This is a genomic window from Williamsia limnetica (genome assembly GCF_003217475.1).
GTDB classification, from domain to species: Bacteria; Actinomycetota; Actinomycetes; order Mycobacteriales; family Mycobacteriaceae; genus Williamsia; species Williamsia limnetica.
Genome location: NZ_QJSP01000011.1, coordinates 21,161 through 43,182 on the forward strand (window position 1 = coordinate 21,161; position 22,022 = coordinate 43,182).

General features: G+C 64.1%; 22 protein-coding genes. 12 read left to right on the plus strand and 10 right to left on the minus strand.

Going from position 1 to position 22,022, the window contains the following annotated elements; genetic code table 11:
• Positions 1 to 90: 90 nt before the first annotated feature.
• From DFR67_RS18455 to phoU, 6 genes are all read left to right on the plus strand, one after another.
• A complete protein-coding gene (locus DFR67_RS18455; protein WP_110470973.1) occupies positions 91 to 591 on the plus strand; it encodes a DUF8021 domain-containing protein in 501 nt (166 codons plus the stop codon).
• Entirely contained in the window at positions 591 to 1,091 is a 501-nt protein-coding gene (locus tag DFR67_RS18460; RefSeq protein WP_110470974.1) for a nuclear transport factor 2 family protein, read from the plus strand. Before DFR67_RS18455 ends, DFR67_RS18460 begins: the two co-directional genes overlap by 1 nt.
• Positions 1,092 to 1,312: 221 nt before the next feature.
• On the plus strand, positions 1,313 to 2,311 hold the full coding sequence (locus DFR67_RS18465) for an acyl-ACP desaturase (RefSeq protein WP_110470975.1): 999 nt from the start codon (positions 1,313 to 1,315) through the stop codon (positions 2,309 to 2,311).
• Positions 2,312 to 2,400: 89 nt separating this feature from the next.
• On the plus strand, positions 2,401 to 3,552 hold the full coding sequence (gene dusB, locus DFR67_RS18470; protein WP_110470976.1) for a tRNA dihydrouridine synthase DusB: 1,152 nt from the start codon (positions 2,401 to 2,403) through the stop codon (positions 3,550 to 3,552).
• A 200-nt stretch (positions 3,553 to 3,752) separates the two neighbouring features.
• Complete coding sequence (locus tag DFR67_RS18475; protein ID WP_245938039.1) at positions 3,753 to 5,984, plus strand: LCP family protein; 2,232 nt, start codon at positions 3,753 to 3,755, stop codon at positions 5,982 to 5,984.
• 81 nt (positions 5,985 to 6,065) lie between these two features.
• Entirely contained in the window at positions 6,066 to 6,725 is a 660-nt protein-coding gene (gene phoU, locus DFR67_RS18480; RefSeq protein WP_110470977.1) for a phosphate signaling complex protein PhoU, read from the plus strand.
• Positions 6,726 to 6,824: 99 nt separating this feature from the next.
• On the opposite strand, the gene DFR67_RS18485 is transcribed toward phoU, so the two are convergent.
• The 8 genes from DFR67_RS18485 to DFR67_RS18520 all read right to left on the minus strand — a co-directional run bounded on the left by DFR67_RS18485 (position 6,825) and on the right by DFR67_RS18520 (position 14,963).
• Entirely contained in the window at positions 6,825 to 7,697 is an 873-nt protein-coding gene (locus DFR67_RS18485) for a protein kinase domain-containing protein (RefSeq protein ID WP_110470978.1), read from the minus strand.
• Positions 7,687 to 9,081: an FHA domain-containing protein gene (locus DFR67_RS18490; RefSeq protein WP_146240473.1), complete on the minus strand. Its 1,395-nt coding sequence runs from the start codon at positions 9,079 to 9,081 to the stop codon at positions 7,687 to 7,689. The genes DFR67_RS18485 and DFR67_RS18490 overlap by 11 nt, the downstream gene beginning before the upstream one ends.
• Before the next feature lie 85 nt (positions 9,082 to 9,166).
• Positions 9,167 to 9,943, minus strand: coding sequence for a phosphate ABC transporter ATP-binding protein PstB (gene pstB / locus DFR67_RS18495; protein WP_110470980.1), 777 nt, complete (start codon positions 9,941 to 9,943; stop codon positions 9,167 to 9,169).
• Positions 9,944 to 9,997: 54 nt separating this feature from the next.
• Complete coding sequence (gene pstA / locus DFR67_RS18500; protein ID WP_110470981.1) at positions 9,998 to 10,891, minus strand: phosphate ABC transporter permease PstA; 894 nt, start codon at positions 10,889 to 10,891, stop codon at positions 9,998 to 10,000.
• A 1-nt stretch (position 10,892) separates the two neighbouring features.
• Positions 10,893 to 11,903, minus strand: a complete 1,011-nt coding sequence (pstC, locus tag DFR67_RS18505; protein ID WP_110471170.1) for a phosphate ABC transporter permease subunit PstC — start codon at positions 11,901 to 11,903, stop codon at positions 10,893 to 10,895.
• A 94-nt stretch (positions 11,904 to 11,997) separates the two neighbouring features.
• A complete protein-coding gene (gene pstS, locus DFR67_RS18510) occupies positions 11,998 to 13,050 on the minus strand; it encodes a phosphate ABC transporter substrate-binding protein PstS (protein ID WP_110471171.1) in 1,053 nt (350 codons plus the stop codon).
• Between the two features lie 259 nt (positions 13,051 to 13,309).
• Positions 13,310 to 14,176: a mycothiol synthase gene (mshD, locus tag DFR67_RS18515; RefSeq protein ID WP_110470982.1), complete on the minus strand. Its 867-nt coding sequence runs from the start codon at positions 14,174 to 14,176 to the stop codon at positions 13,310 to 13,312.
• Positions 14,166 to 14,963, minus strand: coding sequence for a winged helix-turn-helix transcriptional regulator (locus DFR67_RS18520; protein ID WP_110470983.1), 798 nt, complete (start codon positions 14,961 to 14,963; stop codon positions 14,166 to 14,168). The genes mshD and DFR67_RS18520 overlap by 11 nt, the downstream gene beginning before the upstream one ends.
• A gap of 176 nt (positions 14,964 to 15,139) precedes the next feature.
• Here DFR67_RS18520 and DFR67_RS18525 point away from each other — a divergent pair, with 176 nt between their 5' ends.
• From DFR67_RS18525 to DFR67_RS18535, 3 genes are all read left to right on the plus strand, one after another.
• A complete protein-coding gene (locus DFR67_RS18525; RefSeq protein WP_158539987.1) occupies positions 15,140 to 15,952 on the plus strand; it encodes an LmeA family phospholipid-binding protein in 813 nt (270 codons plus the stop codon).
• A 273-nt stretch (positions 15,953 to 16,225) separates the two neighbouring features.
• Positions 16,226 to 17,059, plus strand: a complete 834-nt coding sequence (locus DFR67_RS18530; protein ID WP_110470985.1) for a sulfurtransferase — start codon at positions 16,226 to 16,228, stop codon at positions 17,057 to 17,059.
• A gap of 5 nt (positions 17,060 to 17,064) precedes the next feature.
• Entirely contained in the window at positions 17,065 to 17,370 is a 306-nt protein-coding gene (locus tag DFR67_RS18535; RefSeq protein WP_084837542.1) for a DUF1416 domain-containing protein, read from the plus strand.
• A gap of 156 nt (positions 17,371 to 17,526) precedes the next feature.
• Here DFR67_RS18535 and DFR67_RS18540 read toward each other — a convergent pair whose 3' ends face one another.
• Entirely contained in the window at positions 17,527 to 17,868 is a 342-nt protein-coding gene (locus tag DFR67_RS18540; RefSeq protein ID WP_110470986.1) for a hypothetical protein, read from the minus strand.
• Between the two features lie 67 nt (positions 17,869 to 17,935).
• Here DFR67_RS18540 and DFR67_RS18545 point away from each other — a divergent pair, with 67 nt between their 5' ends.
• From DFR67_RS18545 to DFR67_RS18555, 3 genes are all read left to right on the plus strand, one after another.
• Entirely contained in the window at positions 17,936 to 19,702 is a 1,767-nt protein-coding gene (locus DFR67_RS18545) for an alpha/beta hydrolase (RefSeq protein WP_146240474.1), read from the plus strand.
• A gap of 44 nt (positions 19,703 to 19,746) precedes the next feature.
• On the plus strand, positions 19,747 to 20,301 hold the full coding sequence (locus DFR67_RS18550; protein WP_084837539.1) for an LppA family lipoprotein: 555 nt from the start codon (positions 19,747 to 19,749) through the stop codon (positions 20,299 to 20,301).
• A 170-nt stretch (positions 20,302 to 20,471) separates the two neighbouring features.
• Positions 20,472 to 21,086: a heme-binding beta-barrel domain-containing protein gene (locus DFR67_RS18555; protein ID WP_110470988.1), complete on the plus strand. Its 615-nt coding sequence runs from the start codon at positions 20,472 to 20,474 to the stop codon at positions 21,084 to 21,086.
• On the opposite strand, the gene DFR67_RS18560 is transcribed toward DFR67_RS18555, so the two are convergent.
• Complete coding sequence (locus tag DFR67_RS18560; RefSeq protein WP_110470989.1) at positions 21,074 to 21,946, minus strand: NAD-dependent epimerase/dehydratase family protein; 873 nt, start codon at positions 21,944 to 21,946, stop codon at positions 21,074 to 21,076. The genes DFR67_RS18555 and DFR67_RS18560 overlap by 13 nt on opposite strands.
• Between the last annotated feature and the right edge of the window lie 76 nt (positions 21,947 to 22,022).

The window sequence follows — 22,022 nt, forward strand, 5'->3', positions numbered from 1 at the left end:
GAATACTCCGTCTGATCTAACGAGGCGAGTCCTCGCGTCGATCGGGGCGAATCCTTCGCGCCGATCCGATTAAGCACATACGCTCAACTCATGAAATTGTCTGGTTCCAGGCTCTTCGCCTGCGCTCTGCTGGCCGGAGCCGCACTGTGCCTCACCCCCGCGCTGTGCCTCATCCCATCGACGGCTGCAGCAGCGCCAGCCGCCACCTGCACTCCGGCGCAGCAGCTCGCCGGCGCCGAGACCTACGTCGCGGCCCTCGCCGACCCGTCGTTCGCCTACGAAGTCCCCGTCGCCACCGACGTCGTCCGATTCGAGAACGGCGTACAGACCGGTTTCTCCGGGGACGTGATGAAGGCCGAGCTGGCAGCACACCTGCAGTACGGCGGCATCACGGCGATCAATAATCAGCAGTGGACGGGCGCAGGCAACCTCGTCCGCGCTGTCTACGACCTCGAATACGGTGTCGGCGATGTCAACATCGCGGACTCCACCATCGATGAGACCTTCGCCTTCAATCCTGCCTGCGACATCCAACGGATCGATGCGACTTTCTCCGTCCGGCCCGGGTCAGCCGTCACGGGAGGCAACTGATGGGAAAGTTCAGCAAAAATGAACTCGAAGCGGAGTTCGCCAAGTTCACGGCGGTCAACGACAAGGTCGCGATCACCCAGGACTGGGATCCATGGGCCGATCAGTTCACCACCGACGCCGACTATGTCGAACACGCCCTGGGCACCTTCAAAGGCCGCGAAGAGATCCGCACCTGGGTGAAGAAGACGATGGGCCGGTTCCCCGGCAATCACATGGTGGGATATCTGTCGCTGTGGCACGTCGTCGACGAGGAGACCGGCCGCATCATCTGTGAGATCGACAACCCCATGCGCGACCCGGGCGACGGCACGGTGTTCACAGCCACCAACATCACCATCCTCACCTACGGAGGAGACGGGCTCTGGGCCAAGGAAGAGGACATCTACAACCCGATGGAGTTTGCCCAGGCAGCAAAAGCCTGGTGCAATAGGGCCCGAGAGCTGGGAAATCTCACCGATGACGCCACCAAGTGGCTCGAGACGGTGGGAAAGTACTTCTAATCGGATGCGGAGTATCTCGACCACCTGCGCGTTAGCTGCACCACATGGTGCCCGCCCCGGCTAACACCAGCCTCACCGGCGACGAAGCCGTACAAGAGAGTAAAGACCATTATCGATGTGGCGCCGATGAGTGACACGGCGCAGTGTTTACAACTAGGGTGGCGGCGCGACGACCCCGTATCCTGGAGCCTTACAGCCTAGCCTTCTTGGAGGAATATCTAATGGCACGCGAGTTGACCCAACTTGAGCTATTGAAGGAACTTGCACCGGCGGCCGAGGAAAACGTCAACCGCCACCTCCGCACCACCAGGAACTGGCACCCGCACGATTACGTCCCCTGGGACGAGGGCCAGAACTTCGCCGCCCTGGGCGGCAAGGACTGGGATCCCGAGCAGTCGCAGCTGGACGAGGTGGCCAAGGCCGCCATGATCACCAACCTGCTGACCGAGGACAATCTCCCCTCATATCACCGCGAGATCGCCGAGAACTTCACGATGGACGACGCGTGGGGACACTGGGTCGGCCGGTGGACGGCCGAGGAGAACCGCCACGGCATTGTCATGCGTGACTACCTCGTGGTGACCCGTGGAGTCGATCCGGTGGCCCTCGAAGAGGCCCGCATGATCCACATGACCAACGGCTACTCCTCGATCGCCGCCGCAGGCGACCGCGCCAGCGAGTTCGACAACGGCGAAGGCTCGGCCGGAATCCTGCGCTCGGTCGCATACGTCACCTTCCAGGAGCTCGCGACCCGCGTCTCGCACCGCAACACCGGCAAGGCCTGCAACGATCCGGTCGCCGACCGCATGCTCCAGCGCATCGCCGCTGACGAGAACCTGCACATGGTCTTCTACCGCAACATCTGCGGCGCCGGGCTCGACCTGGCCCCCGACCAGACCCTGCGGGCCATCTACGAGGTCGTCTCCAACTTCCAGATGCCGGGCGCCGGTATGCCCAACTTCCGTCGCAACGGCGTCCTCATGGCCAAGCACGGCATCTACGACCTGCGTCAGCACCTCGAAGAGGTCATCGAGCCCGTCCTGCGCAAGTGGCGGATCTTCGAGCGCGAGGACTTCAGCGCCCAGGGCGAGAAAATCCGTGAAGACCTGGCCGCGTTCCTCGAGAAGCTGCGCGCCGACACCCTCAAGTTCGAAGAGATGCGCGATCGCGCGCTGGCCCGTGAGGCCGCCAAGCGCGAAAAGATCTCCGCCGCCTCCTGACACCGAAGGCCAATGCTCTGACCGCCGTACTCCCCCGGACGAACACCCCGGCTCCATCGCAGGGTTCCGCTCCGGCATCTCCCACGACTCTGGCGTCTCCCACGTCCCTCCGCATCGGGTCCATCGAGCTCTCGAGCCCGGTGGTCCTGGCTCCGATGGCCGGGGTGACCAATGTTGCCTTCAGGACGCTGTGCCGGGAGCTCGAGCTGGCGCGTACCGGCACGGTCGCGGGCCTGTATGTGTGCGAGATGGTGACCGCACGAGCCCTGACCGAGCGCCATCCGGTCACGATGCACATGACCACATTCGGTCCGGATGAAAACCCGCGGTCGATGCAGCTGTACACCGTCGACCCGGAGTACACCTACGCCGCCGCGAAGATGATCGTCGACGAGAACCTCGCCGATCACATCGACATGAACTTCGGTTGCCCCGTACCGAAGGTGACCCGCAAGGGCGGCGGGTCGGCGATCCCCTACAAGCGCCGCCTGTTCGCGAACATCGTGGCCGCAGCCGTCCGGGCGACCGAGGGCACCGACATCCCGGTGACCGTCAAGTTCCGGATCGGGATCGACGACGACCATCACACGCACCTCGATGCGGGCCGGATAGCCGCCGAACAGGGCGCCAAGGCTGTCGCACTGCACGCCCGCACCGCGTCGCAGCGGTATTCGGGTACCGCCGCGTGGGATGAGATCGCGCGCCTCAAAGAGCACGTCACCGATGTGCCGGTGCTGGGCAACGGAGACATCTTCGAGCCCGGCGATGCCACCAGGATGATGCAGCAGACCGGTTGCGACGGTGTGGTGATAGGCCGTGGATGCCTCGGTAGGCCCTGGCTCTTCGCCGAACTGAGCGCCGAATTGAACGGCACACCCGCCCCAGCGGCACCAAATCTCGGTGAAGTGGCACAGATCATCATTCGCCACGGACAGCTCCTCGCCGATCATCACGGCGAGTTCAAGGGCATGCGCGAAATCCGCAAACATGTCGCCTGGTACCTGCGCGGTTTTCCGGTGGGTTCAGAGCTGCGTCGCGAGATGGCGTTGGTGGAGACAGTGCCTCAGCTGGCCGACCTCGTCGGCCAGCTGCCCGCTGACGTGCCTTTTCCGGCCGACGGTCATGGTCCCCGCGGCCGACAGGGTTCACCCTCTGCAGTGGCTCTGCCCGACGGCTGGCTCGACGATCCCGACGATGATTCGATTCCGGACGGCGCTGAGGTCATGCATTCCGGCGGCTGAGCCCCCCTCGATGAATCCTGCATCGAGAAACGCCTGTTTCACGTTGTCGAAGACGAACTCATCGTGAACGTCGTGTATCCGGTCACGCACCCGCGTCCCCCGTTCGGCCCAGTATCATCGACACCGCGCCGTGCCCGGCTGGTCTCCAGTCCATCGGGCCTGAGATCCAGCCCGGCGCCCATGAGGCCGAAGGAACATGTGTGAGCGACGACGAACTGCGGGGGCGCACGCCCGAAGAACGCCGCAACGAGATTCGCCGCCGGCTCGGTGCACCGTCTGACGAAGTCCTGCGCGAGCCCGTCGTTCGACCCACCGATTCGCGCGCCACTGGTCCGCGCTCCACTGGTCTGCGCTCCACCGGTCTGGGCGCCGGCGACAACCGCCTGACCGTTCGGGAACTGCTCAACCGGATGAACGCCGCCGGTGGCCCGGATGCTGCCGCCCAGCCCCCCACTGCCGGCCAGCCCCCCACTGCCGGCCAGCCCCCCATTGCCGGAGCAGACTCCCCCTCGAGCGCACACCAACCGCCGCGCCGATCACGACGTTTCCGCCCCGCCGATGCGCCCACCGAGACGATCCTCGGCGCCACCGGCCGCCCACCTGCCGACGAACCCAACACCGAGGTCATCCCGGCCACCCCTCGCGGCACAGCTGCGCCCGATGATGTCGCCGACGAGGTGGAGGTGACCCGGTACTTCCCTCCGGTCGACACCGGCAACAACCCCGACCTGTCGGGCACCGCCACCGCACGTCGCGCGTCGAACGAATCCCTCGGACAGACTCCGGCTGATCACCCTGGCGGCGACGACAACCCCACCACCCGGGTCCCCCGCACCGTTGCGCCCGCGACAACCGGCGGCGGCAGACGCCACGCTGCTCCCCGGAGTCAGCGCGACCGACTACACCTGATCCGCACCGCCACCATCGGCGGTCGCGTCGTCATCGCGGTCGCCTGTGTGATGGCCTTGCTCGGCACCGGGGTCGTCTGGGGATATCAGAAGATCAAGGACGGCAACTGGAACACCGTCGACGCAGTCAACTCCGACAGCGAGAAGATCCGCGACAAGCAGTTGCAGACGGGCGATGAGACCTACCTCATCGTCGGCACCGACACCCGATCCGGGGAAAACGGCAAGATGGGCGCCGGCGGCGCCGAACTGTTCGGGGGCGCCGCCCGCTCGGACACCGTGCTGCTGGTGAACATCCCGGCGGACCGCAGTCGCGTGGTCGCGGTCTCGTTCCCGCGCGACCTGCAGGTCAACCGCCCCGAGTGCGTGGGCTGGAACAACGATGCCGGCGCGTACACCCCTGATGTGCTCCCACCGGCCGAGGGCGTGAAGCTCAACAGCGTGTACGGGGACGGCGGTCCGAAGTGCATGGTCGAAACCCTCACCGACATCAGCGGTTTGAACATCAACCACTTCATAGCCATGGATTTCTACGGCTTCGAGAAGGTGGTCGACAAAATCGGCGGCGTCGAGGTGTGCTCGACTGTTCCGCTCAACGACTACGAACTGGGCCCGATCCTGACGAAGTCGGGTAAGCAGACGCTCAGAGGCGGTAAAGCGCTCGACTACGTCCGCGCCCGCAACATCGAAACCGAGGGCACCGGCGACTACGGGCGCATCAAGCGTCAGCAACTCTTCATGTCGTCGCTGCTGCGCGCATCACTGTCCAGCAAGGTCCTCACCAATCCGGCGACTCTCAACGGCATCATCGACACCTTCATCAAGTACAGCTTCGTCGACCAGGTGAACACCGACGACCTGCTGCAACTCGCGCAGTCGATGCAGGGGCTCGACGCCGGCCGGGTCACCTTCCTGACCGCTCCGACGTCGGGAACCGCCGAAGACGGGTCCGGCAACGAGATCCCCCGTGACGACGACATCCGCGCCATCTTCGACGCGATCATCAACGATGAGCCGCTACCCGGTGAGAAACAGGAAACACCGCCCACCACCTCGAGCGGGACCACGACCACACCGCCGACGACCTCAGCAGCTCCGAAACCGTCTGTGGTCAGCGTCTCCGCGGTGTCGCCGTACGCCGTCTCGCTGCGAGTTCTGAACGGAACCGGGACCACCGGCGTGGCGACCGGGATCTCAGAAGGCCTGGCCGCGCAGGGCTACCAGGTCAATGGCGTCGCCGATGCGTCGGAGAACCGCACCGACACCGTGGTCCGTTACGGCGCAGGTCAGCAGGCCGCGGCCGCGACGATCGCCCAGATGTTCCCGGGTGCGACGATCCAGTCGGATCCCAACCTCGAAGCAGCCGTCGAGGTGATCGTCGGCAGTTCGTTCACCGGCGAACTCGGCCAGGCACCCGCCGAGGGCGCGCAGATCAGCGCCGATGAAGTCGCCCGCGAAGCCGACGGCGACCAACTGCCCAACGACCTCACGGTGACAAACGCCGGCGACGCCAGCTGCAGCTGATCCACAGACGTCGTGCACTCGTTCATTCGCAGTTCACCGGCCGACCACCAACTACACCGATTCTGGCAGTACGGTTGATACATGCGTAGTGCCTACATTGAGCAGATGGCAGAACTCAACGGAGTTCTGGGACAGATGTGTGAACTGGCCGGGGTGGCGATGGAGCGATCCACCCAGGCGTTGCTCCAGGCGGACCTGGCGGTCGCCGAGGAGGTCATCGGGAGCCATGAGCACCTGACGACATTGTCGACCCAAGCCGAAGAACGAGCATTCGCCCTCCTGGCGCTGCAGGCACCGGTGGCCGGGGATCTCCGGTCGATCGTGAGCGGATTCCAGATCGTCGCCGACATCGACCGGATGGGTGCGCTTGCACTCCACGTCGCGAAGGTCGCCCGCCGCCGACACCCCGCCAAGGCGCTGCCCGAAGAGGTCAACGGCTACTTCGCCGAGATGGGTCGCCTGGCGATCACGATGGCGTCCAACGCCCGCGAGGTGCTCACCACCCAGAACCCCGAAGACGCCCTGAAGCTGCAGGACGACGACGACGCGATGGACGATCTGCATCGTCACCTGTTCACGGTGCTGATGGACCGCGACTGGAGTCACGGCGTCGCCGCGGCCGTCGATGTGACCCTGCTGGGTCGCTACTACGAGCGCTTCGCCGACCACGCCGTGCTCATCGGCCGCCGAGTCGTGTTCCAGGCGACCGGCCAGACCCCGGAACAGTTCATCGAGGTCTAGCTCTCTGCTTTACAGAAGCACACGCTCCGGTCAGGTGCACATGTCGCAGCATGTGCTTGTGACCGGAGCGTGTGCTTTTGCGTTGTGCAGCTGCGGTTCTCAGCGCTGCGCAGTCCGCAGCGAGCCGAGCCGATCGGCGAGCTCGGCAGCGGTACGGAATCGATCGCTATGTGGCGCAAGGCATTCGGAGATCAGGTCCCGCTCGGCCGGCGACAGCGACTCGCTGAGTTTCGGTTTGGTCGACTGCACCGTGCGGATCGCCACCAGTGGCTGCATGTCCGGCAGCTCTCCGTAGAGTCCCTCGCCGGTCAGCGCGCGGTGGATGGTGGCACCGAGCGCCCACAGATCCGTTGCCCGAGAAGGCGTCTGACCGACCAGGGTGTCAGGATCGGCGAACTCGAGGGTGGCGGACGAACCGATGCCGCTGACCGCCGTCGCTGCCGTGATCACCCTGGCCAGCCCGAGCCCAGAGAGCGCTCCCGGCGGATTGTCCCCGGCCGGGCCGCCCGAGTTCGCCCCGGCGATCATCACGTTGGCGGGCTTGATGTCTCCGTGCACCAGACCGGCTTCGTGCATGTCGTGCGCTCCCCGCGCCGCACACTCCAGCACCGCGAGCGCGTGATCCCGCGGCAACGGCATCGCCGGGGTCGCCATCGAGCCACCTGCGAAATACACCATCGAATACATGAAGAGGTCGTGCAACGCCGCCTCGTACAGTTTCACCAGATAGACCGAGTCCACTGCAGCGAAGGTCCGTAGCTCCCGCGCCCCGCGATGAAAGGCGTCTTCTCCGCACGGGTTCGAGAAGACCTTCAGCGCAACATGTTCGACCCCGAGGCCGAGCCGGTCCGGCGGAATCGCGAGGTAGCACAGACCGTGGCTGCCCGCGCCTAGACCGCGGACGATGCGGTAGTCCGCGATCGCCGGCGGGAGGCGGCGGGAATCAGTGCTCGGTGAGCCGTCAACGAACATCGCTGATCCTCCCGTGAGGTGACTCGAACAGCAGAGACCTGCTTCCCACCCTGAGTTGGGAACCCGGGTACAGGACGGCTTCCTGCCCGCGACGCAGCGTGATCCACCCGGGTGCCCTGGGCAGACGGACGTACGTCCCGTTCACCGAGCCGGCGTCGATGACCCGGACCTCCCAATCCACCAGCCGCAGTTCGCAATGGGCTCGCGACATCGACCCGGACGTGTCGTTGATCCGAATGGGATCCAAGGGACCGATGCCCACACTCGCGATCCCACCGCGGCTGGCCACCATCGGCTCCGGATCGCGGCCGATCAGCAAGTCACCGGCCACCACGAAGGTGGTTCCGTCGTCGATCACCAGCAGCCCCAACGGCGGCCTCGGTCCCTGCACGAGCGCGCCGGTCATGCGATCGATCCGGATGCCGCACCGGGTGCACACCGGCAGCCGGGGATCATTGATATGTCCGTTCGCACAGAGCAACCCGTTGATCTGCAGCTGCTGATCACGCAGCGCGACCTTCGGATTGACCGCGCTGACAGGCCGGTTCGCGACATCGGTCGGCGCCGACGACAAGGCGGCGTCCGCCGGGCCGACGACATCGCGGGGCGGCACCAGCGTGGGTTCGGCGATACCCTGCCGGAACGCCGCAGGTGCGCGGGGACCACCGACGATCGGCAGTGGCGTGCGCGCGGACCCGACCAGCGGCGGGACGTCGTCGAGCCGGACCGCGAACATCGGCGGCACCAGTGGGGTCGGATCTGCAGGGACCGCTGCGGAGCCCACGAGGATCGGATCGCCCGCGGTCGGTTCCGGTGCCGCGACCGGGTTCGGTTCGGGGATCGTGTACACAGCACTGTCCGTCGACGGAGACGCCGAGGGCCACAAGATCATTCCGGCCCCGGGCGCAGCCCCCTTCTCCAGACTGAAGATCTCCGACGGGGCGATACCTGTCGCCCCGATCGGCCCGCCTGCCAGCGGATCGGCGGCATCGATCGTCAGTGCCAGCGCAAAGATCGTGGCGGGATAGCTGCGCTGAACCAGGAACCCTGCGTCGGCGCCCCGGATGACCTCGGGGGTCGCGAACTCGGTGACATAGACCCGCACCGTCGCGGCGCCGTAGGCGAACACCTCGAGCCCGCCGTGCCGGTCTGTCGAGATGACTGCGAAGTCGGGGCTGCTGTCCTCATTGGCGAGCAACCACTTCGTCAGTGCGCGCAGCCGCGACCCTTCCACACCATCCAGTGATTCGGTGGACAGCTGCGCGAGTTCGGTCAGCGTGGCGCTGGTTCGCATCGGGTCGGCGTCGACCAGCAGCAGCGACGGCCCTCGCCGGAGTGCGACACCCCGGCCGGGCAGCACACTGACCGGATGTTTAGCCGTCACCCGATCATCATTGCAGTAAATTCACCCAAGACCGCCAAGGGGGTCTGAGCCCCTGGCGGTCCTGGTGATGGTGCGAGATCTCTCTTTAACCAAATCGGCCGGAGATGTAGTCTTCGGTCGCCTTCTGCGCGGGGTTGGAGAACATCGTCTCGGTGTCGCTGACCTCGATCAGCTGTCCCGGCTGGCCGACACCCGCGAGGTTGAAGAATGCCGTCTGGTCGCTCACCCGCGCCGCCTGCTGCATGTTGTGCGTGACGATGACGATGGTGAAGTCTTTCTTGAGCTCGTTGATCAGTTCTTCGATCGCGAGCGTCGAGATCGGGTCGAGTGCCGAGCAGGGCTCGTCCATCAACAGCACCTCGGGCGAGACCGCGATCGCGCGGGCGATGCACAGGCGCTGCTGCTGACCACCGGAGAGGCCGCCGCCGGGCTTGTCGAGCCGGTCCTTGACCTCTTCCCAGAGGTTCGCGCCGCGCAGGCTGCGCTCGGCGGTTTCATCGAGCTGCTTCTTGTCCCGCAGTCCCTGCAGACGCAGGCCGGCGACGACGTTGTCCTTGATCGACATCGTCGGGAACGGGTTCGGGCGCTGGAAGACCATACCGATGGTCGAACGCACCGAGACCGGGTCGGTTCCCCTGTTGTAGATGTCCTCACCGTCGAGCAGCACCTTGCCTTCGACACGGGCACCGGGGGTGACCTCGTGCATCCGGTTCAGGGTGCGCAGCACAGTGGACTTGCCACAGCCGGAGGGGCCGATGAACGCCGTGATGCAGCGCGGCGGCACTTCGAGGCTGACGTCCTTCACGGCGTGGAAGGCGCTGTAGTAGATGTTCAGGTCTTTGATGTCGAGACGTTTTGCCATGAGATGAATCTTTCGTTTGCTTCGGCCGTGGGTGCTTGTGGGTCTTGGAAGGTCTCAGAACTTCTTGGGCGAGAAGACCTTCGAGACGACTTTGGCGCCGAAGTACACGATCGCCACCAGGATCACGAGGGTCAGCGCGGCGCCCCACACGGTGTCGAAGGCGCCGGGACCGTTGTTGTACTGCTGCACCATCATCAGTGGCAGCGACTGTTGGTTGCCCTCGAACGGGTTCGTGTTCAACACCTTCGTCGAACCGACGAGGATGAGGACCGGTGCTGATTCACCCATCACCCGCGCAATCGCGAGCATGACACCGGTGATGATGCCCGAGAGCGCTGTCGGGAGCACGATCATCACGATCGTCTTCCACTTGGGCACGCCGAGTGCATAGGACGCCTCCCGCAGATCCTGCGGGACGATCTTCAGCATCTCCTCGGTGGACCGGACCACGATCGGCGCCATCAGTAGCACCAGGGCCAGCGACACCACGAAACCGGATCGCGGAAGATCGAAGGTGGTGCGCCATACCGCGTAGATGAACAGTGCGGCGACGATCGACGGAACGCCCGAGAGAATGTCGACCATGAAGGTCGTGATCTTCTGCAGTTTCGAGTTGTTGCCGTATTCGACCAGGTAGATGGCGACAAAGATGCCGATCGGGATCGCGATGACCGCAGCGATCGCGGTCTGCTGCAGGGTGCCGATGATCGCGTTGAGCGCGCCACCGCGCAACTCCGACTTCTGCCACCAGTCGGGGTCGGTGATGGCGCCGATGCCGCGGGACACCAGGGTCCAGAGCAGCCAGAACAAAGGGATCATCGCGATGACCACGGCAGCCGTGACCAGGACCGCTGCGCCCTTGTCGCTGACCTTTCGGCTCCGCTTGACCGGGGTGAACCCCGAGGGGGTGCGTTTGACCGGTGCGGTGCTTGCGTCGAGTGTCGTCATGTCACTTGGCCTTCCGTCCGGTGATGACTGCGCGGGCGGCGGAGTTGACGATGAACGTCAGGACGAACAGGGTCAGTCCGGCGGAGATGTAGGCACCGGTCTTGGCCGGTGAATCGAACTCGGCCGCGTTGTTGGCGATCTTGGTGGCGAAGGTCTCGCCGCTCTCCATCAGGTTGAAGTCGATCGGGCCTGCTGTCGAGATGATCAGCAGCAGGGCCATCGTCTCGCCGAGTGCCCGGCCGAGGCCGAGCATCGACCCGCTGATGTAACCGGAGAACCCGAACGGGATGACCGATACGCGGACCACCTCGAACTTCGTGGCACCGAGGGCCAACGCGGCCTCTCGATGGCCTACGGGGGTCTGGACGAACACCTCTCGGGTCACCGAGGTGATGATCGGCAGGATCATCACCGCCAGCACGATGCCGGCCGTCAACATGGTTCCACCGGTCGACATGTTGGCGACCTGGCTCGGCTCCTGGAACAACGGCAGGAAGCCGAGGTTGCCGACCAGCCACTCGTTGAGAGGCACCAGGGCGGGACCCAGAACCAGGATGCCCCAGAGTCCGTAGACGATCGAGGGCACCGCGGCCAGCAGATCGATCACGTAAGAGATCGGACCGACCAGTCGCCGTGGTGCGTATTCCGTGAGGAAGATCGCGATCCCGAGGGCGATCGGCATTGCCAGGAGCAAGGCGATGAACGACACCAGCAGGGTTGCGTAGAGCAGCCCCGGGATGCCGAACTTCATGTCACCCTCGGTGACCCATGGGCCCGAGTAGGTGAAGAAGTTCGCCGTGTTGTCGAGCAGCGACGGGACTGCCTGGATGATCAGGAACAGCGCGATCAAGCCGATGATCGCCGAGATGAAAATGCCAGAGCCGACCGAGAGGGTCCGGAAGATCCGGTCTCCGAGGCGAACCGCTGAGCCGTTGTCACTACGGAGCGAACCGCCCGGTTGGGTCGGGCCGCCTGTGGTGGCGGTGTCTTCTTGAGTCGTCGAGGAACTCATCTTCCCTTTCGCCCTCGTCGTGTCGTCGAGCTCAGTCATTCTCGACTACCGTCTTTTCTCGTCATCGCAGGCAGGTCCCGTCGCTGTTGATCGATCAGGCCAAGGCGTCGATGGTCGACTGCAGCTTAGCTTTGTAGGTGTCGGGCAGCGGGGTGTAGCCCAGCTCCGACAACCCCTCCTGGCCGTTGTTCAGGATCGTGGTGAACGAGTCCTTGATGGTCTGCGAGACCTCGCCCTCGTAGCCTGCGGAGCAGACGATCGAGTACGGGGTCAGCAGCAGCGGGTAGGCGCCGGCCTCGTTCAGCGCGAACAGAGCGTCGGTGTCGACGATCAGGTTCTTGGAGTTGGGGTCGGTGAACGTGACCGCATCCAAGGCCTTGGCGGAGGTCTCGCCGTTCAGCTCGGTTGCACCGGAGCCGAAGTCGATCTGCGCGATGCCGAGGTTGTTCTCCTCCGCGAAGCCCCACTCGACGTAGGTGACCGAGCCGGGGGTCTTGCTGACGGTGTCGCCGACGCCGGTCGACTTGGCAGCGCCGGAGCCGCCCTGTCCGAGGAATGCCTTGTCGTGCTCGTACGGCCAGGCCTGGGGAGCGGTGTCCTGCAGGAAGCGCTGGAAGTTGTCGGTGGTACCGGAGCTGTCGCTGCGGTGGACCGGCACGATGGGGATGGACGGCAGGGTCTTGCCGGGGTTGAGAGCCGCGATCTCCGGTGCGTTCCAGGTGGTGATCTTCGAGTCGAAGATGCCGGCCAGGACGGTCGGGTTCAGGACGAGTCCTTCGACGCCCTCAACGTTGTAGGCGATCGCGACCGGTCCGGCGACCAGCGGGATGTGCCACGCCTCGTTGCCGCCGCAGCGGGTCGCGGCCTCGGTGATCTCTTCGTCCTTCAGCGGCGAGTCAGAACCGGCGAAGTCGACGTCGCTGCTCAGGAACTTGCTGATGCCGTCGCCCGAGCCGGAGCCCGTGTAGTTCAGCACGATGCCGCCGTTGTCGGCGACGACCGTCTGGAAGTGCTCCATCGCCTTCTGCTGAGCGGTCGATCCTTCACCGCTCACCGTGCCGCCGCTCTCTTCACTGCTGCACGACGCCAGCACCAGGGCAGTTACTGCGGCCGCACACACGATGGCGCCACTTGACTTGATTCTCACCGAAGATTCCTCCATGGGCTTTGCTCATGACACCTCGTGATTTCGGGATGCCACGTCAGTTTCCGAGCGCCTTACGCGCTACCTGATGAAAGCTAGAGCCCGGTCATGGACGGATTACCTACACATGGTTAACCGAAGATGAATTGCAGGGTGTCGGAATTCACCGGTTCTGCGCAGGTGAAAATCTGCCTGGTCATGCACTGTTCACTTGCAGGTCACCGGGCGTACGCACACCCACGGTGAACTGCGGCGTTCACACCTAGCCGTACGCCACATCGATGGCGTAGCGGGTGAATCCGAGCTTGTTGTAGGTGTTCAGCGCCGCTGTGTTGTCGCCTTCGACGTACAGTTCGACCTCAGCGAGACCGAGATCACGTAGGTGATGTAAACCGGCGAGGGTCAGGATTCGGCCCAGTCCCCGCCCCTGCGCCGCGGGGTCGACACCGACGATGTACACCTCACCCAGAGGCGCCGCGTCTGCTTCGGCGGGATGCACCTTCGTCCAGTGGAACCCGAGTAGACGCTCGGGGGCTGCGGCGTCGAAGGCAAGGAACAACCCCGCCGCATCGAACCAGTCGGCACCAGTGCGTTCGTCGATCTGTTCGGCGCTCCAGCCGCCCTGCTCGGGATGCCACTCGAACGCGGCGTTGTTCACCCGCAGGATCTCGGCGTCATCGCCGCGGCCGAGATAGGTGCGCACGACGAGATCGTCAGGCACCACGAGATCAGGCAGCGGGTCGGTCAGCGGACGCCGCAGTTGCAGCAACTCCCGGAGCGGAGCCAGACCCATGCCTTCTGCCAGTGCCCTTGCCGCGGGCAGGTCACCATGCGCCCATACCCGCCGGTCGTCGCTCATCTGACCGAGAACCGTTGACAGCAAACGCTTTCCATGGCCATGCCGGCGATGAGCGGGATCGACGACGAGTTCGATCATCGCCGGTTCACCGTCACGGGAGGGTTGCACGTTGGCGTATCCGACAACGTCGTCGCCACTGGACACCGTGAACTCGGAGATTCCGGCCCGCCCGATCGCCGCGACCGCCTGCTCGCCGAGCGGCGCCACCTTGTCAGCGAGAGTTGCCGCGGCGACGATGTCACGGACCCGCTGAGTCGACTCAACTGCCATTGGTGCTGGAACTGAACTGTTGATCGGGAAAATCAATGCCGTCGGGGCCTGTCACGTCGTCGAGATCGGGATCGTCGGTCGGGTCTTCCGGAGGCTCGGAGCTGCCGCCGCGGCCACCGCGGTTCGGACGGACCGCCTTGTAGCCGACGTTGCGAACTGTGCCGATGAGCGACTCGTACTCACTGCCGAGCTTGGCCCGTAGTCGTCGAACGTGGACATCCACGGTTCGGGTGCCACCGAAGAAGTCGTAGCCCCACACCTCTTGCAACAGCTGAGCGCGGGTGAACACCCGGCCCGCATTCTGCGCCAGGTACTTCAGGAGTTCGAACTCCTTGTAGGTCAGGTCCAGCGGGCGGCCTCGCAGCCGCGCCGTGTAGGTCCCCTCATCGATCACGAGGTCGCCGAGGGTGACCTTGCCACTGGCTTCTTCTGCCGTGACGCCACGGCTGCGAACGACGAGCAGCCGCAGTCGCGCGTCCAGTTCGGCCGGACCGGTAGCGGGTAGCAGGAAGTCGTCCAGGCCCCATTCCGAGTTGACGGCCACCAGGCCACCTTCTGTGAGTACCGCAACGACAGGCACCGACGAACCCGTGCTCCCCAGGAGCCGGCACAGCCCACGCGCGGCGGCGAGGTCCGACCGCGCATCGACGATGGCCACATCCGCATTTCCGGCCTCCATCAGCGACGACACCTCAGTGGGTGCCACACGGACGGTATGAGCCAGCAGCGACAACGACGGCAGTACGGCTTCAGGGGTGGGATCGGCTGTCAACAACAAGAGATCCACAAACCACTCCGATCTCGATTATTCGTATATGTACGCTGCCTTACGGGCGTGTGCGAGATAGATGACAGAATAGCGTCATTTCAGTCAGTACCCGTTAACAAGTCCTCTCGGGGGCCTGTCCAGGGTCCGCCGGCGCCGTTGCCGAGCGAGCAAAGTTCGTGTGTAGAGGGGATCGGGTGCGCAAACTGCTCGCCGGGGTGCTCATCGTCCTCTGCGTCGCGACTGTTACCGACTTCTCGGTCGCGGCCTACGCAGAATACCGGTATTCACGCGCCCTGCAGGCAGCGTCCGATCTGGACTTCGACCCCGAGGTGACGATCACCGGATTCCCGTTCATCGCACAGGCGGCCGGCGACGACTACGAGCAGATCGGCATCACCGCAAGGGGCACTGACCTGGGCAACGGCAGACGTGGTGACCTTCGTTCACGACTCTCGGGCGTCCACCGGGTCGGGGGTGACTGGGTCATCACCGAATCGACCCAGCTGCGCGTGGACCAGGTCACCGGCTCCCTGAAGATCGATTCGGTGAACCTCGGCCGGTTCCTCGGCATCGAGGATCTCACCGTGACGACGCCGGCGCCCGAGAACAAGGCAGGCGGCGGCGGTCCTGGCGATGGCATCCTGTCGTCTGATCGGGGCCTTGTTCTGACCGGCACGGTCAATTTGCCGAAGCCGGGTAATACCGGTCACACCGATGCCCCAGAACGCGAAAAGGTGAGCGTATCCGCCGATCTGTCGGTACGCGACGGTGCGCTACGTATCGACGCCACGTCTCTGTATTCCGGTTCGGCCGATCACGTGGAAAGCGACGTCGCCGACGCCGACCTCCCCTTCGTGCTGGCGCAGTTCAGTCAGACGCTGCCCGTGCTGCCCCTGCCGTGGTCGCTGCGTGCCGTCTCCGCCGCCAGTCAGGGCAGTGATGTGGTCCTCGATGGCGAGCCGAGGCCACTCGTGGTGACCGCGCGGGACTTCCTGCCAGGGTCGTGATGGAGTCCGATTTCACTGCGGTAGTCTGACTGCCATGCAACTGGGCCGTGAGCTGATGCTCACACGTCGCCGGGCGATCGACTTCTGTCGTATCGCCAACTGTTGCTGTCTGAGCCGGTAACGGCGGGTTTCGCAGTTCTTCTGCGGCCGCATCCGGCGTGCCCCTGGCTGCATCTTTTTCGTTCCAGGTGATCACTGTGCGCCCGAGCAAGTCCCACAGCTGTATTTTCATCGCGGTCTCTCACTGCCGCATCCCCCTACGAAAGGAAAACCATGGCTCGCTCCGATGTCCTGGTCAGCGCCGACTGGGCTGAGCAGAACCTGAAAGCAGACAAGACCGTCTTCATCGAGGTCGATGAGGACACATCGGCGTACGAGGGTGGCCACATCGAAGGCGCCATCCGCCTCGACTGGCGCAAGGATCTCCAGGACGGCGTCCGGCGCGACTTCCTGAACCAGGAACAGTTCTCCGAGCTGCTCTCCGCCAAGGGCGTGTCGAACGACGACACCGTCGTGCTCTACGGCGGCAACAACAACTGGTTCGCGGCCTACGCGTACTGGTACTTCAAGCTGTACGGCCACAAGGACGTCAAGCTGATCGACGGTGGCCGCAAGAAGTGGGAACTCGACGGACGCCCGCTGTCGAAGGACGAGGTCACCCTGCCTGCCGCGACCTACAAGGCCGAAGCACCCAACAACGACATCCGCGCGTTCCGCGACGAGGTCATCAACGCCATCGGCAGCAAGAACCTCGTCGACGTCCGTAGCCCAGATGAGTTCTCGGGCAAGATCCTCGCCCCGGCACACCTCCCGCAGGAGCAGGCCCAGCAGAAGGGCCACATCCCCGGAGCCATCAATATCCCGTGGAGCACCACCGCCAACGAGGACGGCACCTTCAAGTCGGACGAAGATCTCACGAAGCTCTACGCCGACAAGGGATTTGACGAGAGCAAAGAAACCATCGCATACTGCCGTATCGGCGAGCGTTCGAGCCACACCTGGTTCGTCCTCGACCAGATCCTCGGCAAGACCAATGTCAAGAACTACGACGGCAGCTGGGTCGAATACGGCTCACTCGTCGGCGCCCCGATCGAACTGGGAGAGTAGAAAATATGTGTGCTGCGCCTAAACAGGGTCAGAAACTGCCCGCCGGTGTTGATACCGAGAAAGAGACCGTGTTGACCGGTCAGGTGCTCGACACCGACGGCAACCCGGTGGCCGGCGCGTTCGTGCGGCTGCTCGACAAGACCGGCGAGTTCACCGCCGAGGTTGTCGCCAGCGGTACGGGCGACTTCCGCTTCTTCGCCGCTCCGGGCACCTGGACGCTGCGTGCGTTGTCGTCGACCGGCAACGGCGACGTCACCGTGCACCCAGATGGTGCCGGGGTCCACGAGCACGACGTGGTCGTCAGCAAGTAAGAACCCACCGCAGAACCCGGTCCATCTTTCGGAGGTGGGCCGGGTTTTGTTGTGTGACAGACGCTATGGCCACCACATTCGGCCCCGCCTGGACCACTCGAGGGCATATGTCCCTCGACGCCCACGCAGGGGGCCGAATCTGGTGATACTTGTGCGCTAGAGGTCCAGAACCGAGCTTCTTTGTGCGGAAGCGTGTTTCGCGACCTGCTGAAGCTGGTCGGCCGCGTTGCGATCCGTGGTGTCCAATGCGATCGCGGCTCCCCGCAGGCCCTGCACGATGTCATCCACCGCCAAGCCCAAGGATTGTCGCCGTTTGCTCAGGTAGGTGGTGAACTCCCCCAGCGCCCCGTTTGCAGTCCCGCGGAACGAGTCTGCACCGCCAGTATTGATTTTTGTCTCGCCCGCGGACAGCTCGTCGTCGGCCAGCAACCCAGCCTGCACTGTCATCGTCGCCGCGGTTATGACATCTTCGATTGACACGCGCAGATCTTCTGACACAGCTCCCCCTCGCTTGACTCCCCGAGCAATACCCTAGGCTATTGCTCGCCACACCGAGTGTCGTGGCTTGGTCGTTCGAGGGGGCGAATTGGACCTGGGGGATATTCGTGCGTGGGACGTCGCGGGACTGTCCACGTTGCACACGACGCTGTCGAGTCGAGGGGACGCGCTCACGGACGTCAAATCAAAGCTGCAGTCGATCGGACAGTTGCCGGGCTGGCAGGGCGAATCAGTTCACGCGGCGAGGCAAAAGTTCACCATCACCGCCGATGACCTCTCCGACGAAATTGCGACGGTCAGCGCCGTGCAGGAACTCGCGCGACAGACAGAAGTCGCAGTAGAGCATTTGCAGGCCGAGTTGAAGAAGCTCGAGAGCGATGCCGCGTCGAACCAGATGATGCTGCACGACGACGGGCAGGTCACCTACAGCACAGACGGCAAAGAAGCCGACGAGATCGAAAGATTGAAGCGCGCGGAGTTGCAGATCGAGACAGCCGCGCGCGCCTTGATGACGCAGGCCGCCGACGTCGATTCCGACGCAACTGCCGTGCTGCGAAAGGCTGCATCGGGCGAGATAACCGCCGGTGACGCCACGTCCACCGAGGACATCAAGAGGACTGGTCGCGAACAGGGAAGTCTCACAACAGATCCGCCGGCACCACAGCTGACGCCGCTGGAGGCCAAAGAGTACTGGGATGCGCTGTCGCCTGAGCAGCAAAACTACGTCCTCTCCCAACATCCTGGATGGGTCGGCAACGTCGACGGCATTCCGGCCGCAGTTCGCGACAAGGCCAACCGAGCGATGATCCCAGTCGAGAGGGCCCGACTCGAAGCGGAACGTAAACGTTTGCAGGACAACATTGACGACAATCACTTCGGCGGCGCGTTCACGAATGAGGACGCAGCACTCTGGTATGTGGAAGAAAAACTGAAGGATCTGGATGCGGTTGCGGCAGAGCTTGGGAGACTCGTACCCGACGATGACCAGAGCACGCCCGACCGACCTCGAGATTTGAAATTGATGCTCCTCGACATGACCAGCGGCGAGCGCGGCCATGCGGCTGTGGCTGTCGGCGATCCCGATACCGCCGACCATGTCTCTGTGACCACACCGGGCTTCGGCACAAATGTTAACGGCAGCTTAGAAGGAATGGTCACCGAGGCATCGAACCTTCAGAAAGAGGCACTACGACAGCTGGACTTCGTCGGAGAAGAAAACCAAACGGTGGCCACAATTGCCTGGATCGGATATGACACCCCCAATTCGACCGGGCCCGGCAACCTCGACACCGCCAGAGGTGGAATCGACGTTGCTTCCGACTCGAAGGCTGACGACGCCGCAACCGATCTTGCGAACTTCTACAGGGGGGTCGACGCCGCGTCTGAGACGTCTGATCCCCACATCACGGCGTTGGGTCACTCGTACGGCTCAGTTGTCACATCTCACGCGCTCCAGGAATCGCATGGTGCCGGCGTGGACGATGCAGTGTTCTACGGTTCGCCGGGTCTGGGTGATGCCGGAACAGTGTCCACTGTCAACGCCCGCACGTTGGGTCTGGACGAGGGGGATGCATTCGTGATCGAGAACGAGGGTGACCGCATTGCAGACTTTGGAACCTATGGCGGCGACCCCACCCGAACCGGGGACCTCATGCAGTTGTCGGCTGATGAAGGCGTCGACCGCACCGGCATTGCCCGTGAGGGCGGGAGCGGCCACGCGGACTATCCACGATCGGTCAAAGGCCCCGACAACAACGAGTGGCTCCGGATGGCCGGCTACAACTTGGCGTCTGTGCTCACCGACTCAGGCCTCGAGATCGAAGAACCAAAGTGACCGGGCCATCGAAAACACCCAAACGATGGCTCCGACCATTACTGATGATCTGCGCCGTACTCGCAGTCATCGCAGCCATTCTTGTGATCGGCCTCTTTGCACTCGGCAAGGTGTACGAGAGCTCCAACGACTCCGAAGGAGAGCAATTGTCAGCTGAAGATCTCGCCCGCAACGACCGGCACCTCCGTGCTCAACCCTCGTTCGAAGAAGCCGCTCAACAGCTCAATACATTTCTCATCGAAACCAGCAACGTGCTGTCTGAAGCGTTCCCCTATCTCCAGTTCAGCTGGAACCGCGACTTCACTACGACCACCTGCCCCGGCTACTCCGACAACGCGTTCAGAGGGCAGTCCGCGACTCGCCTCGCGGACCTACCTGTGGCACCGGACGATTGGGATCGAGCGTTCCAGATCGTCGTCGATCACGCCTCGACGCTCGGAACGGTGAAGACCGGGGCGCTGCACGATGAATCGACAGTGCACGACACCCTCATCACGGCGGGTGGCTTCAGCATCCGGTTCGGATCCATCAAAGCAACCGGACTGAGCGGCGACACTCCCTGTCGACTCCCCCAGTCCGTCCTCGATCAGGCGCCCTGACGTAACCGATCAGCCTGTCTGAAGTGAGGTAATCCCCACACGCACCGAGCAGGCGGCGCGAGTTAGAATGCCTAAGTGGTCATCTTCTTCGAAGCTCTCTTGGTTCTGGCGAGTATCTTGATCGCCTGGTTCGGCGTGTACGTCCTCTATCGGCTGGTCACTGACGAATCGTGACCCGTTCCGGCAACGAGGCGGTCAACCAGGCGGAGATCCGGGCACAGGAAACGGGTGCGCGGAACGTTCCGGCGCTGCCTGACCTGCCGTTACCCGACGACACCGCGAACCTCCGGCAGGGTCCCGACCTGCACCCGGGGCTGCTCGCGTTGCTCCCCATGGTGGGTGTCTGGCGCGGCGAAGGCGAGGGAAACCACCCCGAGACCGGCGATTATCACTTCGGGCAACAGCTCGTCATCAGCCATGACGGGCAGAACTACCTGAACTGGGAAGCCCGAAGCTGGACCATCGACGAGGACGCGAACTTCGTCGGCCCGGACGCCCGAGAATCCGGCTTCTGGCGGATCGGCGAAGACGACACCATCGAACTTCTTCTCACGCACGCCGAAGGTTGGGTCGAGATCTTCTACGGCACCCCCCTCAACCAGACGTCGTGGGAACTCGCCACCGACGTCGTGATCAAAGCCGCCTCGGGCGTCAAGGCCGGCGGAGCCAAGCGGCTCTACGGCCTCGTCGAAGACGGGGACCTCGCCTACGTCGAAGAACGTGTCGACGCCGACGGCGACCTGGTGCCCCGCGCGTCAGCCAAACTGCGTCGCTACGCCGGCTGACCCGCAGTTCGATAGCCTGCCGCCAGCTCGTCCTGCAACGACGCCTCCGTCGGCCGCCAGCCGAGATCCCGTGAACGCACCTGCTCACTGACCACCTGATCGAGCAGGAGCGCATCAGCGAACTGCGCACCCAAACGTGAACGAGTGGCCTCAGGGTCTTCGGCCATCAGCTTCGCACCTGGATGTGCGGCACCGTAGAGGTCCGCAACAGCCACCGACCCGCTCGCGCCGATCAATCGACCACCTGGATTCGACTCCAGTGCAAGCACATACAGTTTCGCGAGATCACGCACGTGTACCGTTCCCCAGCACTGCGCACCGTCACCGATGAGCGTGACCGCGTCCGTTCCCGCGCCAGGGGCATCGAGGATGATGTTCGCGATGCCACCGCCCTCGCCGTACACGATGCCGGGAGCCACGATCGTTGCCGCCACCGTGGATTCGAGTAGTCGCTGCTCCTGTTCCAAGCGCCAGGCGACGATGGCCGGCGGATCGAGAGGCGAGTTCTCCACAATCCGCGACTGCGAACCCCAGATCCACACCCCACTGGTGTGCACGTAGTGCTTCTCGGTCCCGCCGAACTCGGCGAGCACAGCATCGATCACTGCAGTATCGAACGCCGCGCTGGTGGTATCACCGGGACTGGCCGTGTGAATTGCGCCGTCGACGGCGGCGAGTAGCCGACCCAGCGCAGCCACGTCTGACAGGTCGACGATTGCTGCTTCGGCTCCCTTCGCCCGTACCTTGTCAGCCGCGGTCTCGGACCGCACCACCGCGGTCACCTGCGTGCCCTGGCTGATCAACAATTCGAGGACCGCTCCCCCGATGTAGCCGGTTGCCCCGGTCAGCAAAATCGTCATGTCGAAACCCTCCTTAGGTGAAATCTAGCCCGTGATCAGGACAGTATCCGCCAGATACCGGTGACTTCAACGTGCC

Excerpts from the sequence above, each read along its gene's own strand:
- DFR67_RS18530 (WP_110470985.1), top strand. The coding sequence starts at position 16,226 with ATGGCTCGCTCCGATGTCCTGGTCAGCGCCGACTGGGCTGAGCAGAAC.
- DFR67_RS18560 (WP_110470989.1), bottom strand. The coding sequence starts at position 21,946 with ATGACGATTTTGCTGACCGGGGCAACCGGCTACATCGGGGGAGCGGTC.
- DFR67_RS18465 (WP_110470975.1), top strand. The coding sequence starts at position 1,313 with ATGGCACGCGAGTTGACCCAACTTGAGCTATTGAAGGAACTTGCACCG.
- DFR67_RS18460 (WP_110470974.1), top strand. The coding sequence starts at position 591 with ATGGGAAAGTTCAGCAAAAATGAACTCGAAGCGGAGTTCGCCAAGTTC.
- DFR67_RS18485 (WP_110470978.1), bottom strand. The coding sequence starts at position 7,697 with ATGTTCGTTGACGGCTCACCGAGCACTGATTCCCGCCGCCTCCCGCCG.
- pstC (WP_110471170.1), bottom strand. The coding sequence starts at position 11,903 with ATGAGTTCCTCGACGACTCAAGAAGACACCGCCACCACAGGCGGCCCG.
- DFR67_RS18455 (WP_110470973.1), top strand. The coding sequence starts at position 91 with ATGAAATTGTCTGGTTCCAGGCTCTTCGCCTGCGCTCTGCTGGCCGGA.
- mshD (WP_110470982.1), bottom strand. The coding sequence starts at position 14,176 with ATGGCAGTTGAGTCGACTCAGCGGGTCCGTGACATCGTCGCCGCGGCA.
- pstA (WP_110470981.1), bottom strand. The coding sequence starts at position 10,891 with ATGACGACACTCGACGCAAGCACCGCACCGGTCAAACGCACCCCCTCG.
- DFR67_RS18550 (WP_084837539.1), top strand. The coding sequence starts at position 19,747 with ATGATCTGCGCCGTACTCGCAGTCATCGCAGCCATTCTTGTGATCGGC.
- DFR67_RS18535 (WP_084837542.1), top strand. The coding sequence starts at position 17,065 with ATGTGTGCTGCGCCTAAACAGGGTCAGAAACTGCCCGCCGGTGTTGAT.
- pstB (WP_110470980.1), bottom strand. The coding sequence starts at position 9,943 with ATGGCAAAACGTCTCGACATCAAAGACCTGAACATCTACTACAGCGCC.
- phoU (WP_110470977.1), top strand. The coding sequence starts at position 6,066 with ATGCGTAGTGCCTACATTGAGCAGATGGCAGAACTCAACGGAGTTCTG.